This window comes from Blautia hydrogenotrophica DSM 10507 (genome assembly GCF_034356035.1).
GTDB lineage: Bacteria > Bacillota > Clostridia > Lachnospirales > Lachnospiraceae > Blautia_A > Blautia_A hydrogenotrophica.
The window spans coordinates 602,813-618,869 of the sequence record NZ_CP136423.1 but is presented as its reverse complement, the minus strand read 5'-3'; the positions used below and the strand labels follow the sequence as shown (position 1 = coordinate 618,869).

The following is a 16,057-nucleotide window of genomic DNA, read 5'->3' as shown; positions in this document are numbered from 1 at the left end:
TAAATTTACTTTTTAAAGTGAATACTATATTATCGAAGTATAACATATTCGGTACTGCTCTACCATATCTAAATTTGACACCGAAGAAGATTTGGGGCGAAGCCCTGAAGATAAATCATAAAAAGGTAGAGAAGCAGCGGAAACAGAGGGACTTTTCTGTACGTTAAATTTATTCCTCTAAAATATCTGTTACTTTTTTTGACAATTCAGCCACTTTTTTTGCTATTGATTTATTGCCATCAGTTAACATTTCTGGTGGCGATACAAGTTTTATATCCTTTAATCTTTTTAATATTGCCATTCGCCCATAGAAAAATCTCCATCTTTGCATGTTGATTTGAGCAGCAAACCATACCAATTCAGAAAAGGACATCTTATATTTTGGTATCAGTACTCTGACTGCACTTCCACCATTTCCACGCGCCATGAATCTCCAAGGTTGGACACTTGCTCGTCCAAAACAAGTAACTGTAATGGCTCCATTTTCAAACACTTCTCCATCAACATCTCCAACAAGTCTTATAATACTGTTTAATGGATCACCTGATGAAACGTAAGGGCATGAACCTTCGCTATAATTACTTTCACCTTTTGATTTTCCACCTTTAACGTTGAAAAATTTCTCAATATTATCTTCTACCCCATATGGCATTTCTGGTAATTCAGAGAAACACGGGAATTCTTCTATAACTTCATCTGCAATATCATCAATGCTAACCGTTGTTCTTAATATTGATTTGACAATATCTTCTCTATACCGTTCTTGCTCCTCTTCTGGAAATTGAGGCTGTGGAAGATACTGTTCAGGGCAAAATTCAGCCCCTTTCTTCATTATTTTTTCTGCTGAAATAACAGTAACCAATTTCGATGAAGTTTCTTCTCCTGCTCTGAATTTTCTAAATTCTTCTAACACTTCATCTAATTGCGAACCAGATGTTTCTACTCTTTTCCCTTTTAATTTTTTATAACCATCATTCCATATTTTAGCCATAAAGACCTTATCAGTTAAATTCTGAGGACGTTTTGCTTGTGCTACCATAATCGTTGTATCTATTGCTGTAGGATAAAACAAATCACTTGGCAAACTAATCATTCCCAATAAAGTATGCTTTTTTAAAAAATCGTTTCTCCAAAGAGCATTATCATCATCTGCAAAAATACCTGATTTTACAACAACTGCCATCACCCCCAATGCTTGTAATGACTCCATTGCTGTATTAATAAAATCTCGCTCTGGCTCCTCTTCTTGTGAAAAAGGAGGATTTAGCAACGCCTTAGTAAATCTATCTTTAACAGCGTTCATACTACTTTCTTCAAAACAACTTGCATTTTCTATATGACTTTTCCCATCACCTCTAAAAAACATATTTAATGCAGCTAAAGCCCATACTGTTGGATTTGTATCGAAACCATATAAAGACTCCCTTATGACATTAAATGGAATTCCCATTTTTGTATATGAAGATAACATCCTATCAAATGCCGCTACTAAAAATCCTCCAGAGCCACATGCTATGTCAATAACTTTATCCTTTGCGCTTACGTCAATTAGCTCTGCACAATATTTTGTTATATGTCTTGGGGTAAAAACAATTCCTAACGAATTATTATCATATCCATATCGTATAAACGCTTCATAAAGTAACCCAAGAAAATCTGTATCTGTTTGTAAAATTGATCTAATATTGAGCATTTTCAAGATAAAAATTATTTTTCCCATTTTAGGAGCTAAACGAGCATAATCAGCTTTTGTCATTTTCAACGTCTCTATTAACTGTTTTTTCTTACTTTCTTCAAAATGGTCAGTTGAACGAATCGCACATTCTACTAATTTATTTATAGACTCCAATTCTTTTCCATCTCTTAAATCTATTTCACCTTGATATAAAGCTGTTATTACTGCCCCTAAAACTTTTGGTCTTAATGAGGGTTCAATTTTTGCAGATCTTAATATTGATGATAACTCTATAGCTGTTGAAATATAGTCTGATATTTTAGGTATTGTAATTTCTGTAGTACCGTTATTTGTAATAAATGCATTATCAATTTCTGCAACACTTGGAAAACTGGTTAATACAAATCCCCTAGCTGATAAATCTATCCATTCTATACCATTATAAAACTTGGTTCTAAATGAATAACCATTATCTTCTTCTCCAGCTACTCCAACTGCAATATTAACAGTATATTTACCATGTTTATTTATAGCATCTGCATAATCAACCGCTTCAGATATCGCTGTATCAATCTTATTCTTTTCATTCTTTGCTTCGACAACTATTAAAGGTTGATAATTTCTACAAACCAAAAAATCTGGTTTAGTTTTACCAAGTCCCGAATCTTTAAAAAAATCTTCAATTTCTTGCTCTTCTAAGAATTGACCTCCTTTTTGGGGATGCCTAACATCCCATCCTTTTTGAGTTGCTATCTCTCTTACTAGATATCTACACCTTGACTCTGCTCTTTTGGTTTTTGCCATTGTTCTTCTCTTCCTTTTTCTGCCTTATTTTTAATTCCACTACTCGCTCTATAGTCTTTACAGATTTACTGTATATAATGATTTTCTATCTCAATTAGTTAACTCTATATTGTAATTACTCCATTGACTTGTATTGTATCATATCGGAACGTCTTTTAAAAGTTGTAGACTCGTTGTAAAACACTCTCCTTCTATCTCAGAATTCGCATAAAATAAGGGAATTTAAGAAAAATGACAACTCCTGCCGTGGCAGATAAATAGTATTTTAATCATATTTTTTACATCCCTCCATTTCCAGCAGCACGACAAACTCATCATAATATTTCGTATGATGCTGTACCCTTTCCCACAATTCCTTCAAATCAGAGGGATAAACGGTTTGTCGTTTTTCTCGAATGTCTGCATAACGATACTGACAAATCAGGTCTTTTCTTTTTGCAGTATTTATTCGCCTGACAATAGCAGACGACGCATTTTTCTGTCTTTTTTGAATATTACCAAATTTAACTTCTGCAATCCACAATTCATTAGTCGCAGTTTCAAACAAAGCAACATCGTATTCCTTTTTAAAGCTTCGTTTTTCCATATTAAAAAATGGCGAAGCAGTTAAAAATCTGCCTTCAAGTTCCAGAATAACACGTACAAGAAGTTCACCAATCATACCTTTTTTACGATCTTCTGAAGCATCTTTATTAGTTTTATATCTCTTTACAAACGCTTTCACCATTTCCCTGTAGGAATATACTTTGAGCGGGGATTGAGCCATCAATTCCATGTTGGATCTACCCTATTACGAAAACTGTAATTTTAACATACCTGATAAACTTTCAAAATCATATAAGAAACCTTCTTATGCAACCTCTTTATACCTTGTATATACATACTCATATATCTTCTGACGATATCCGGATATACTTACCTCGTCATAACATTCCGGCAATTCTGCCCAGAGTGTATCACGAATCAGGTTATCGACAGCTGCTTTCGTTTCCTGTTTATCCGTCCAGTGGTCAAATTCAGATATCTTGCCTTTAATTTTATGAAGTAAATCTGTCGCAACTTCTTTCAATTTTTTAATATCGCTCTTACTTAAATCTTCACGGAATAGCATATCATAGAAAGAAAGCTCTTCATCACTGAAGAATCCTTCTCGAACATATCTCTGCTCTTCCTGATTCATTTGATTTGCCAAATCCATCAGATCCATAAATGTTTTTTCGATAGTTGCACGATCCTGCTCACTATTATAATCATCAATAATCTGCTGATAACGTTCATAATAATTGATTCGGTCAGGATTGCAGAACATCATTCTGTCCAGTTTCTGCTGAATCACTTCTTCTAAGTCTTTTAAAACCAGATTCTTTTTCTTTACCTTGGCAAATTCTCTGCGCAATAAATCAAAATCAATCGCACTGATATCAAAACGGCGTGACTCTTCCCGCACCATTGACGGCATATGCTGAATTTCAACATAAGAACTGATAATCGCATTAATTTCTACCAGCAACTCTGTAGTATTGATATGTTTACGCTTTTTCTGCAGCTCTGCATAGATAGCAGCTATTGCCTCATATTCTTTTCTAGTGTAACCGGTAATATCACTACGATCCGTATATTTCATCAAGCGATTCAGTTCAGATGCATATGTTGTAAAAGTTTTCTTATCCTCAATCGTTCCACACACCGCATTTGCTGCTTCCTGCAGATAGGAAAGTTTCTGAAAATCATATGCATCAATCAGCATTTGCAAATCAAAGTCATTCTCTGCCAAAAACAATTTTGCTTTTCCGATTGTTTCAATAATACGGTTAATCAGTTTCTCTTTATCTACTGTTGGATCAACACCACCATTACCGCTAACATTTGCCGTATAATCAGCAAGGGCCTTTCTGAGTGCTTTAACAATGCCAATATAATCAACAATCAAACCGTTGCTCTTTCCTTCTGAGACACGGTTTGCACGAGCAATTGTCTGCATAAGAGTATGTGCTTTCAATGGCTTGTCCAAATACAGACAGGACAGACATTTTACATCAAAGCCGGTAAGCCACATCGCACATACAAACACAACACGCAGCGGATTCTTGGAATCCTTAAATTCCTTATCCAGTTCTCGCTTTTCCATTTTTGCGCGGTGATACTTAATATCCAAGTTCCACTTTTTGAAGGTCTGGATTTCATTCTGTTCCTGACTGATTACCACAGCCATCTCCGTTTCCTGCATCCACTTCAGCTTGCGTTCCAACTCCTGTGCTTCCTGCTGAGTAACAGTTTTTATTTTAGCCTTTAATTGCTTTATTTCTTCTTTCCAGTATTCCTGTACATAGTTGTACATACGGACACAAGTCACTTTATTCAGACAAACGAACATAGCTTTGCCGCTTGTCCACAGGTCTGAATAATGATTTACAAAATCTCTCGCAATGGATTTTAACCTTGGTTCTGCTGTCAGAAGATGAATTTCCTTTGCAAATTCTGCTTCCAATTTATCCTGTTGGTCAACGTCAAGGTCTGCATTTTCAATCGCATCCAAAATCTGCTCTGTAATTTCCGGATTATGTAAGTTAAGAATTTTCTCGCCACGATTTTCGTAGTAAAGTGGAACTGTCGCACCATCCTCTACTGCTCTTTTAAAATCATAAACCGATACATAGCCACCGAAGGTACGGGCTGTAATATTGTCACTGGACAGCAAAGGCGTTCCGGTAAATCCAATACGAGCTGCCGTTGGCAACAGTTTCATCATATTGTCAGCAAAAATACCATACTGGCTCCGATGCGCCTCGTCAGACATAATGATAATATCGTGGTCTGGATATATCGGTTCTAAATTTGGCTTATTAAATTTCTGAATCAGAGTGAATATAAAACTCGGATTACCTTTTAACTTCTGCACCAAGTCCTCACCGCTGGCAGCTATAAACTGTGAGGACTTATTCTTTCCAAGAAGGCCACAATTTTCAAATGTATCACTAATCTGTGAGTTCAGTTCTTCACGGTCTGTCAGAATGACAAAGGTCGGTGAACCCTCAAATTTTCTGCGTATTTTTTGTGCGAAAAATACCATAGAATAACTTTTACCAGAACCCTGCGTATGCCAGAATACACCCAATTTACCATCATTCAGTTTTCTTGCAGCGTAAGCTTTCATAGCTTCATTTACACCAAGGTACTGATGATTACGGGCAAGAATCTTTGCTGTACGTCCGCCGGAATGGTCAAACAGAATAAAATTTTCGAACAAATCAAGGAAATTTTCTTTCTTACAAATACCACGAAGCATGGTTTCAAGCGCAACACTGCCCTGGTCTTCTTCCGCAAGACGTTTCCACTCATGGAAGAACTCATATTTACTTCCGAGAGTGCCTACTTTAGCTTCTGTTCCGTTAGAAAGCATAAGGAAAGCATTGTAATAGAACAGATGTGGAATGGTATCCTGATAGTCGGTATAGTTATCATCATATGCATTCTGTACATCCACGGTATTCTTTTTCAACTCCACAAACAGCAATGGAATACCATTTACAAAGCCAACAATATCCGTCCTTCTGCGGTACAAATCGCCATGAATTTTCAGTTCTTTGACAGCAAGAAAATAATTGTTGTCCGGATTCTGAAAATCGATAACCGCTGCTTTCTTTGTTTCTGTTTGCCCATTCGGTTTCTTTACCGTAACCGAAATTCCGTCACGAATCAGAAAGTATTTCTCCTCATTTACCTGCAAGAGGGATGATGTGGAAAGTCTGTTTTCCAAAACCTTCTGAGCTTCGGAAATCTGATTATCGTTCATCCATGGATTCAGTTTTTTCAAAGCTTCACGAAAATAACGAAGCAACAATATCTCGTGATAACTTTCTCTGCCGAAAGTGCCGTTTTTCCCTAAAATTTCTGTATTGTAAGCAAACCGGACATCCCAGCCCAGTTCATCACGGAGCAGATTACCGGCACTTTCTTGAACTAATATGTTTTCGGAATAATCGTAGCTCATAAATTTAACCACTTCCTTTATCTCATCATATCTAAAGTCTCTACAAACTTCTTCAAATCTTCATAATTTCGGGAAATCACGTCATACGAATCCCCTTCAACATGTTGAATTATAGTGTTTTTATTTTTCTCATGCATCCAATACCACGTAAAGATTATTGCACCATACAAATTGCCTTTAGCAGGTAAAAGATAACTTCGTGGTTCATCTTCAAAATTACGTCGAGTAGTAAACGAAATTTGTTCAAATTTTTCTTTAAAAAAAGTTGAAAAAACAGGGTTACTTTGTCTTTTTGAAGATGAAAATACATTTTCTAAATTATGCATATCTATGGATTTTTTGAGAAATCCCGCCCCATCATCATAAACAAATATCATTACAGCAAGTATAAGTTCCATGCACATAAAAGAATAATCCTTTTTTTCTTTATAAAGAAGTTTATGTGCAACCGTAACTTTATTTACAATTTGTTCTTGCGTACGAACGTCTATATTCTTAAAAATTGCCTGTAAACATTCTTCTACAGAATCTTCAAATTGAAAAATATTTCTATCGAACATCTCTATATAATCGGCATACTTTTCTGTTATCATTTCTGATACAGAACCTTTATCTAACTTGATTTCAAAGCTGATAAATTTCTCGAGGTATTTCTCAGGGTTATCAAATCCAAACAACTGCTTTACACTTGCCAGTAGCTGCGATTTATCAATTGCAATTATGGTAATAATATTTCTCTGCTCTTCTGTCAAATGGTGAAGTCGTTCCAACACTTTTATTGCATATTCAGGTATGCACCTATCTAATTCATCAACAATAATTACAACTGTATAATCGTTTGCTATTTCTTGAATAAGATTTGATAGCTTACCTATGACTTTGTTAAGTCCTAAATATGTATCATATTCATGATCCTTCTCATATTTTTCAGCGCCTTCTTTTTCACCTTTTATTACAGTTTCATATGCACTTTGAATATCAAGTCCTGTTTTAGCCTTAAAAGCAGTATTAGCAATCGATAGCAAAGAAACACCTGCTGCTCTAAACATACCAAGAATTTCTTGTTTTGCTTGGCTATCAGGAAACATTTTTGTCTTTTCTTCAATCTCGGATATTATTGCAGAAACTATAGCTATAAGTGGTTCTTCGTAATAATCATATTTCCAACAATTATAGCGTACAATAAAATACTTTTCTCTAACTGTTTCTGGCGATTGAATGGTTTCAAGTTGTTCCTCAATCATGTCCAAAACAAAACTTTTACCTGTCCCCCATGTACCGTTTATAGCAAAACAAGTGGATACTTGATTGTCGGATATATTTTCTATCAAATTGATAACCTGCTCGACAAATGATCCTCTATCAAGCATATCAAGCTTATCCATATTACACCTCAATTTCTCCGCTCATAAGTTTTGGTAATAAGCGCTCACGAGCTTCCGTCGCAATATCACATTGCTTTTGTAATGTTTCAATTTTTTTTTGATAGATATCAAATAAAATATCATACTGTTCCATTATTTCTTCAGTTGGAACTAACATTTCCATATTCATCATAGTTTCCGGTTTTAAATGCAATACATTTACACCATTAGCCAAAGGCGAGATTCTTTTGCTATAGCCACCATAAAACATAGTTGAATACAAAAAACTTTTCTTAACACATAATGGTACTAATTTAACTAAATCCATTGAAAAAGTCATTGTTTCATCTAAATCTGGCACAATTGCTACATGCCCCACCAATCTTCTTTCTTTGGTCATGTCAGTAACACCCATAACAATATCTCCAGCAAACAGTTCTTGGTTCTCTTTGAATTTACCTTCGTATCGTTTTTCTGCATTTCGATTATAACCGCCAAACGCCCTAATGTTTTTCAAGTTAATCATTACAACTCCACCTTCTTCAACCAACTCTTTTGAAGTGTATGATTTACCACGCACATATTCAAAGACACTTGATAATGGCATCATTGCCCATCCCTCTGGCACGCCGTCTACAATAGGAGTGTCTTCATACCCAGGGAAACGCAAATCCACAAACCATTCTTTATACAAACGCTGTGCCGCTTCTTCGAGAAGCTTAATTTGTTTTTGGTTGTTTTCAATCAAATTATCAAAAGATTCAAGGTAATTGCCAATTTTTCTTTGAACATCCAATGGTGGTTTATCTATTATAACTTCTTTAAGTTTTTGCTCTGGCATATGCATTATCGTTGCACCTGTATAATATTGCTTGAGTGCACCTTGCTTACCAGCTAAAAGGAACCAATAATAGACATATCTACAATCCATTTCTTCTTTCACTCTTACTCGATGCAGAGCTTTTTGAATTTTCATATTTGGAAGTTCTTCTTTCCAAATTGCACATCTTCCAGGCTCTCCACCTTCACATATAATCAAATCACCATATTTAATCCCATATCTTTCGTCTTCATCATCTTCAAATCTCATTTCTTGCAGATTCTCCAAATCAAAAGCTCCCCAACGCACATTAACATTAGCAAGATATGGTTTATAGAATCCTTTATTCTTTCTTTTATCCAACATTTTCCCCAAACATGATTCAGACACATCCCCTAATTTCACCTTTTCCCAACTCATACCCCCATCTCCTTCATATTCTTAGAGATGATATCCATTAAATCATTGGATTCTGCCTGCAACGACAAAAGTTCACGATGTATTTCTGCCATTCGTTCTTCAAAATTTACGCCGTCATCTTCCAAAGGTGCTACACCTACATACGCCCCCGGTGTCAGAGACCAGCCTTTTTCTTCAATATCAGCAATAGTTGCAGCTTTGCACAGACCAAGTATATCTGTATACACACCTTCTCCGAATTTTTCATAGAGCCATATTGCCTCTTTTGCAACAATGATTTCTTCATTTTTAGCTGCTATCAGTTCGTCATAATATACCTGCACTCGTTTTTTATCATTTCTTCCAGCGGCTTTCATTTCGATTTTTGCCCGCTTCTGTAAATCTTTCAGTTCTTCTTTCAAAAGGTGAAGCGATTCTTCAAAAGATATAGCCTTTCCAAGTACATTTTTATATTCGGCAATAAGCTGATGATATTTTTCAATCTCGCCACGATACAGCCATACAATAGCATTCAGATTTTTCAGCTGCCATTCAGACCATTCGTTCAATGTACGGTCTACCACTGTATAATAGTTTCTTGCATCAATAAACAGCACTTTGTCCTTTGTTTCTTCTGATTTTCCTTTGTCAAAGAACCATAGAGAGCAAGGCAGGGATTTTGTGTAAAAGAAGTTATTTCCCACGCTTACCATTACGTCCACATGGCCCGTTTTTACCAGTTTTTCACGGATATCCTTGTCTTTGCCCTGGCTGTCCGTAGCTGAGGACGCCATAACAAAGCCTGCACGACCGTTTTCATTAAGATATGAGTAGAAATAGGAAATCCACAGATAGTTACCATTGCTGATTTCTTTGTTTTTATTAACCGCTGGCGTGCCGAATGGGAGACGGCCTGCACTTTCAGCCGACTCCGCTTTTACTTTATCGACATTAAACGGCGGATTTGCCATTACATAATCACAGCAACCGTTCAGATTATGTGCATCATAATAAAAACTGTTTGCCTCATCGCCGGATTTGATTACACCGGTGAGGCCGTGTACAGCCATATTCATCAAACAAAGCTGAGCGTTGTACTCCACCTTTTCCTGTCCATAGAACGTCATAGTATTATTGGCATTCATACCGGAATGATTTACAAAATCGCCGGACTGAATAAACATACCACCTGAACCACAAGCAGGATCCAGCAAAATACCGCTCTTTGGCTCGATAATATTTACGATCATTTTTACCAATGACTTTGGAGTAAAGAACACACCGTCATCAGAAGCAATATTCTTTGCAAACTTATTCAGGAAATATTCATAGATACGGCCGATAATATCGCCGCCCACTTCGTCCAATGCGCTGTTATTGAATATACGAAGAAGCTCTGACAGTATTTCATCAGAAAAATCTGTATAACTTTTCGGAAGGACACCGGTGAGCTGCTCACTTTGTTCTTCAATCAACTGCATCGCATTATTAACAACTTCACCCAGACTGTTCATTGTGTGACCATCTTTGTTCAAAATAGCTGCAGATGCAATATCATCCGGAAGATTCAGCAAATAATCATACTGTGCCTCTTTCGGAAGATAGAGTGCACTTTTCGCTGCAAAGTCACTTGCTTCCAGAGGCATTACACGCCCGCCACGAGAAGGACGATTTTTCAAAATCTCCGTTTCCACCATTTTATATCTGCTATACGCATAACGCAGAAAAATCAAACCAAGCACCGGCATACAGTACTGATTAGAGGTCAGCTTTGAGCCTGCACGCAGCAAGTCTGCCGATTCCCATAATTCTGCTTCTAATTTGCGAATGTTTATCATCAGTTAGTCTCCTTTATTTCCAACCATACTCTTTAGTAATTCTACTTATCATACTCAATCCTGAAATAATCAAGATATGCCTTATATTTATCCTGTGCTGTCAGACAAGTATCGGTCAGATATCCTTTTTCGTTACTCCACTCTTTTAACCCACGATAATAGAACAATTTCAAATTATCATCAATAATAAACGGGACAATATTATATTTTAGGCATTCTTCAAACATAATTAGTCTGCCCACACGACCGTTGCCGTCCTGGAACGGGTGTATCTTTTCAAATTTAACATGGAAGTCCAGAATATCCTCGAAAGTCTTTGTATCTTTCCCATTGTATTCTATCAGCAGTTTTTTCATCTCGTCTGCAACATCTTCCGGCATTGCTGTCGGCACACCGCCAACTTCATTTGGCCTTTTCCTATAATCCCCAACTGCAAACCATTCCAAGCGTGAATCACTGGTTCCGGATTTCAAAATCAAATGCAACTCTTTGATGAACTTCTCAGACAGTGTGGATTTTGCATTATCAATAATCATATCAATACAGCAAAAATGGTTGGCTGTTTCAATCACATCATCCACATTCAATGTTTCATTTTCTACACCGATGGTATTTGTCTCAAAAATATATCTTGTCTGATCGTGAGTCAACCGGCCGCCTTCCATATGATTGGAATTGTAGGTTAAATCAATCTGTGTCTTATGATAAATCCCCCCGGAATATTTACTTTTCTTCTCTTCCCGAAGAATGGAAAGCAACGTTTTTGGCTTATTCTTCTTCTGATTTGCTCGTAAAGGCTTGGTTGCATCTTCCGGTACATTCCAGGTCTTTCCGGTAAGAAACGCCCCCGGAACACGTCCATGCGCACAGTAATTACGAACACTTCTCTCCGATATATCCCATTTTTTTGCTGTCTCTGCAACAGAAAGGTATCGCATCTAATATCCTCCGCCTATCTCAATCTTATATCCTCCAACTCGTTTACAGTTCCTTGGTTTTATATACATAGTAGCCTTCATAGTAATAGCTGTGGTCAATGCCCTTCATATAGATTTCTCTATCACTTACATTGTCTGTAAGAGCATTTTTCAAAAGGAACTTAATTTCTATATCTTTAATCGGGCTGCGCTCCATGGCAAGCAAATAATCTTCCTTATCCACTTTACTCCAGTCAACGACATATCCGATTTCTTTTTTCAGCATCAGATCCAGCCAGATTCTTGTACTTCTGCCGTTCCCTTCCCTGAATGGATGAGCCACATTCATTTCTACATATTTTTCGACAATTTCATCAAATGTGGACTGAGGCATTTTATCAATGCTCTGCAAAGCTGCATCCAGATACATCAATGGAGCAAAACGGAAATTTCCTTTTGAAATATTCACCTTTCGAAGCTCACCGGCAAAATCATATATTTTATCAAAAAGGTATTTATGAATCTTGGCAAGACTTTCAAATGTTCCGGCTTCTAAACTTTCCAAATATCCATTTTCAAACATTTCAACCGCTTTCTGCTTGCTGATTTTTTCTTCTATTCTTGCTAATTCCGCTGAATCTGTAATTCCCAGTTTGTTTTCAATCATTACCCTACCTCACATTCTCACCAAATAATCTGTTTTAATTTCTACACTAAGTATACCATATCATCGGCAATTTTGATACACAAAATCGTTTTATCATTTTATTTTTTGCCGTTTTGGGACAAAATTTAAGCGGAATACCTCTTAAAACATTCCGCTTTACAACTATTATTATCTCCTGAGCCTTTCTCCAGCGTAATAGGGATGAGATTGAACTACAAACAAACCGTTTCAAGACAAGACCTAATTGTCTTATACACAAAAAATGCACAGAAAAACAATCTTATTTTTTTACAATTGATTTTCTGATTATTTTCGATTACTTAAGTTTAAATTCCAGTTCCATCAAGACTCTTTCAAAATGGTATAGTAGTGGCTTTTCCTCTTCGCAAAACCATTGATTTTCCGGGATTTTTCAAGATACCGCCGTGGCAGACAAATAATATATTTAAACTCCTTTGATTGTAGGTTTTCTCTTGATTATTCAGCGCTTTTACAACATTTCATATTCTTTATAACTGTCATATCTCGACATAATTTAACACAAGTTTTCGTCCAAAATCAGAAAAATTGGCTGTAAAACTATGTGTTATTTACAGTTTTACAACTCGCTGTTATACACCTGTATTGTTCATAACAAGATTCATCCGCTTACCCTGTGTTTTGTACTTCTCAATACAATGGGCAGTCTAATATAACAAACTGCGGATGTGGTGATAAAGAATCCGCCTCCTCCTTAACTCTTTGCAAGGTCTTCACTTTCTGACAGCTTCAACAGCCAATCATAGGAATTTCTCTTGTTCTGCAAATGGTTTTTGTATTTCAATCACATACCGGTTTCTCCTTCTTTTCGTCGCCGTGTATTAGCCCAATGACTTCTCATATAAAGAAAACAGCAACTTGAATTGTTTAATCTGTTTTCAAGGGTATGCAAAATTCGCACAAATGCTTTGCAACTTTGTCGGCAGAATACCGCTCAATCATTGGTTTTGCTTTGTCTACCGTTAAATCCCCAACTAATTGTTCTATATTACTCCAAAAAGCAGCAACGTCTTGTTCTGTATGTGGAAGTTCAAATACAGCATACATACCGTCAGGAATTTTCCGAATATCTAATGCTGTATTGGGTTCCCCACTGACTATAAGACCAACATCATACCGCAATTTATCTCGATCGGTATCCGCAGGATTGTCTAAGGCTATTCCCAAAATAATACTGTTAGAATTTAAAAGATTTTCCTTTCTTAAATGTTCCTTGAAATTCTCCATAAGAATTTTATTCTTAAATCCATAGTCGCCTGTTCTCCGCATATATGCGATCGTAACGTCCTTAAATTCTTCAATTTTCAAATGCGCTCCCTCCATATTCAGAATTACTGACTCAATCGTAAGGGCAATTAAAATGATTTTCAACAACTTTTTTAAAATAGGCGCAGCTTTCTCAACCTAACATGTAAAAAAATGAGCCAATAACCACAAGAATCTTCTCTTATGCATTATCGGCTCTGCATCTGGTTCTTTTATAATAAACTTTTCTCACACTGTTATAAAACAATCTCCATGCCGTCATAGGCAAAAGAAACATTTTCTAAGGTTTCTTCCACTTTTTGATAGTCGGCATATGATTTGCCCCAATATTCATCAATGTGCGTAACAATAATTTGTTTTATTCTATATTTATGTTTGATTTCCATTATTTCATCTACAGTAAACATATCATCTTTGAATGGAGCATTTTTAAGAAGATTTCCACCTTTCAATATTCCATCATCAGAAACAAGGCCAACAATTAAAACATCTGCGTCAAAGTATAATTCATTATGCACAAATGGCTTTACATCACAGCAAGCATATATAGCCTTTTTATTTCTATCTGATATGACGTAAAAGGTCATATTTCCACGGTGAGTTTTATTATTGACTAAGTGAATTTCGATATTTCCAATTTTGATATAATCCGTTTTAGTGATGGAAATACAATGAAGAATATTCTGGTAATAATATAATCCGTCTCCGTTCCATGCGTTAATATCATCTACAACCTCAGGCAACGCTATAAACTGTATAGAAGTCCCTCTATCGGCTATGCAGTCATAGCCTAAAGGCTCTACAATACGCATCCCCCTTGTATGGTCTGGGTCTTTATGTGATATAGAAAGATATTTTATCTCGGAAATACCTTGTCTATCGCACGCAACACCAATATCTTCCGGTGTGTCAATGAGCATTTGTATATCTTCAATATAAATGCTTGGCCCCAACCGCTCATACTTTCCTCTTTTTGTGCGTGCTTCCTCACAAATTGGACATTTACAAAAAGGGTTGGGGATCTGAAACATTCCTCCGCTTCCAACTATCTTTAATCTCATATCGGTAAACACCTCCAAATACTTATCTTGTACCTAGAACAAAGCGGACGGGCCCACTTCAGCTCCCCTTCCCCTCAATCTTTGAGGACGCAATCTCACTTTGCGCGCCGCCGCAACACCGCTTTGCGGTGATATTCCTCATTGCTGCGTGCGCATCCTTCGCAAAGCGTTTGTTATAAGAAAGAGTTTTCAGGTCTTTCCTATATCATAAAAAAGAACGAATCATAGCTACATTTTAATGTTGCATTATCGGCTCTGCGTCTTAGCGTCTGGCTCTTTGATAACTGATATATTCAATTTACAAACATTGATTTGTGTCTCCTGCCTGCATTTTGGACAGTATAAAGGAAAATTCCTAAGTATTGTATCAGCCGGATCTTCAAACGCTTCTTATTTCTGCATATAAGACACCATATCCATTCGCCGCCCATTTCAGCAGCCTCTCTACATTTATAATTCAAGCACACATTCAAATGCCAGTGCGAAATATTTTTCTGCGCTTGATAATCCGTATTCAACTAAATCTCGCGGTTCCCATTGAGAAGTATCCAAATTATCGGCCCCAAATAAAAACTGTGCAAAGGGCAGTTTACGGAATTGAGTTACGGCTAAAGCAGCAGCACACTCCATTTCAACCGCAACACAGCCCGCAGCTTTTCGCTCACTGATTAGGGATTTTGTCTCCCTATAAATAGCGTCAGTCGTCCATGTTTTTCCTTTTACATAAGGATAACCACATTTTTTTAAACACTTAATCAATGTATCCACCGATTTTCTGTCAGCTAAAATTTCATCAGCGGCTTCTATATAATGGTAGCTTGTTCCTTCATCGCGGATGGCTGCTGTTGGGACTATGATTTTTCCATTAGCTGCTTCTTCATTTAATACTCCACAACTCCCAAATAAAACTAACTTCTTTGTCCCTAACGCAATGACTTCTTCTATCCCCGCAGCACACGCAGGCGCACCGACCCTGGATAAGAAAAAAGCAATCCGGGTATTCTTATACAATATTTCATAAATAGGGATATTCCCATTTGCAGAATAGAGCCACCCTATCACTTTTACATTTTTTATAGAGGCAAACTTGTTTATAATATTCTCAGAAAATGTAGATACGCATAGCTCCGGAAAATTCGGATCTTGTCTTGTCGTATCTTCTGGGTTGATAAATGCCGCTTCTTCATGTGAGAACTTTCTAAAAACAGTCACCATA

At 36.7% G+C, this 16,057-nt stretch carries 11 protein-coding genes and 1 pseudogene; all 12 read right to left on the bottom strand.

The window, feature by feature from the left end; translation table 11 throughout:
* Positions 1-169 precede the first annotated feature (169 nt).
* Positions 170-2,479, bottom strand: a complete 2,310-nt coding sequence (locus tag BLHYD_RS02930; RefSeq protein ID WP_005947515.1) for an HsdM family class I SAM-dependent methyltransferase — start codon at positions 2,477-2,479, stop codon at positions 170-172.
* Positions 2,480-2,744: 265 nt separating this feature from the next.
* Positions 2,745-3,254: a Hachiman antiphage defense system protein HamA gene (locus BLHYD_RS02925; protein WP_005947513.1), complete on the bottom strand. Its 510-nt coding sequence runs from the start codon at positions 3,252-3,254 to the stop codon at positions 2,745-2,747.
* A gap of 75 nt (positions 3,255-3,329) precedes the next feature.
* Positions 3,330-6,470: a type I restriction endonuclease subunit R gene (locus tag BLHYD_RS02920; protein ID WP_005947511.1), complete on the bottom strand. Its 3,141-nt coding sequence runs from the start codon at positions 6,468-6,470 to the stop codon at positions 3,330-3,332.
* Positions 6,471-6,487: 17 nt separating this feature from the next.
* A complete protein-coding gene (locus BLHYD_RS02915) occupies positions 6,488-7,855 on the bottom strand; it encodes a KAP family P-loop NTPase fold protein (RefSeq protein ID WP_005947509.1) in 1,368 nt (455 codons plus the stop codon).
* Between the two features lies 1 nt (position 7,856).
* A complete protein-coding gene (locus tag BLHYD_RS02910) occupies positions 7,857-9,074 on the bottom strand; it encodes a restriction endonuclease subunit S (protein WP_005947507.1) in 1,218 nt (405 codons plus the stop codon).
* The gene (locus tag BLHYD_RS02905) at positions 9,071-10,891 is read right to left on the bottom strand and encodes a class I SAM-dependent DNA methyltransferase (protein WP_005947506.1); all 1,821 of its coding nucleotides are present in this window, start codon (positions 10,889-10,891) and stop codon (positions 9,071-9,073) included. Before BLHYD_RS02905 ends, BLHYD_RS02910 begins: the two co-directional genes overlap by 4 nt.
* A 41-nt stretch (positions 10,892-10,932) precedes the next feature.
* The gene (locus tag BLHYD_RS02900) at positions 10,933-11,829 is read right to left on the bottom strand and encodes a Fic family protein (protein WP_005947504.1); all 897 of its coding nucleotides are present in this window, start codon (positions 11,827-11,829) and stop codon (positions 10,933-10,935) included.
* A 43-nt stretch (positions 11,830-11,872) separates the two neighbouring features.
* The gene (fic, locus tag BLHYD_RS02895) at positions 11,873-12,475 is read right to left on the bottom strand and encodes a protein adenylyltransferase Fic (RefSeq protein ID WP_005947501.1); all 603 of its coding nucleotides are present in this window, start codon (positions 12,473-12,475) and stop codon (positions 11,873-11,875) included.
* Positions 12,476-13,381: 906 nt separating this feature from the next.
* Positions 13,382-13,822: an AraC family transcriptional regulator gene (locus BLHYD_RS02890; RefSeq protein WP_021844329.1), complete on the bottom strand. Its 441-nt coding sequence runs from the start codon at positions 13,820-13,822 to the stop codon at positions 13,382-13,384.
* A 194-nt stretch (positions 13,823-14,016) separates the two neighbouring features.
* Complete coding sequence (locus tag BLHYD_RS02885; RefSeq protein ID WP_005947498.1) at positions 14,017-14,841, bottom strand: MBL fold metallo-hydrolase; 825 nt, start codon at positions 14,839-14,841, stop codon at positions 14,017-14,019.
* A 246-nt stretch (positions 14,842-15,087) separates the two neighbouring features.
* A pseudogene (locus BLHYD_RS02880) lies at positions 15,088-15,272 on the bottom strand (cysteine-rich KTR domain-containing protein).
* 19 nt (positions 15,273-15,291) lie between these two features.
* Positions 15,292-16,056 (bottom strand): nucleoside phosphorylase, encoded by a 765-nt coding sequence (locus BLHYD_RS02875; RefSeq protein WP_005947495.1) that lies wholly within the window; start codon positions 16,054-16,056, stop codon positions 15,292-15,294.
* Position 16,057 lies beyond the last annotated feature (1 nt).

Excerpts from the sequence above, each read along its gene's own strand:
- BLHYD_RS02930 (WP_005947515.1), bottom strand. The coding sequence starts at position 2,479 with ATGGCAAAAACCAAAAGAGCAGAGTCAAGGTGTAGATATCTAGTAAGA.
- BLHYD_RS02925 (WP_005947513.1), bottom strand. The coding sequence starts at position 3,254 with ATGGAATTGATGGCTCAATCCCCGCTCAAAGTATATTCCTACAGGGAA.
- BLHYD_RS02920 (WP_005947511.1), bottom strand. The coding sequence starts at position 6,470 with ATGAGCTACGATTATTCCGAAAACATATTAGTTCAAGAAAGTGCCGGT.
- BLHYD_RS02915 (WP_005947509.1), bottom strand. The coding sequence starts at position 7,855 with ATGGATAAGCTTGATATGCTTGATAGAGGATCATTTGTCGAGCAGGTT.
- BLHYD_RS02910 (WP_005947507.1), bottom strand. The coding sequence starts at position 9,074 with ATGAGTTGGGAAAAGGTGAAATTAGGGGATGTGTCTGAATCATGTTTG.
- BLHYD_RS02905 (WP_005947506.1), bottom strand. The coding sequence starts at position 10,891 with ATGATAAACATTCGCAAATTAGAAGCAGAATTATGGGAATCGGCAGAC.
- BLHYD_RS02900 (WP_005947504.1), bottom strand. The coding sequence starts at position 11,829 with ATGCGATACCTTTCTGTTGCAGAGACAGCAAAAAAATGGGATATATCG.
- fic (WP_005947501.1), bottom strand. The coding sequence starts at position 12,475 with ATGATTGAAAACAAACTGGGAATTACAGATTCAGCGGAATTAGCAAGA.
- BLHYD_RS02885 (WP_005947498.1), bottom strand. The coding sequence starts at position 14,841 with ATGAGATTAAAGATAGTTGGAAGCGGAGGAATGTTTCAGATCCCCAAC.
- BLHYD_RS02875 (WP_005947495.1), bottom strand. The coding sequence starts at position 16,056 with ATGGTGACTGTTTTTAGAAAGTTCTCACATGAAGAAGCGGCATTTATC.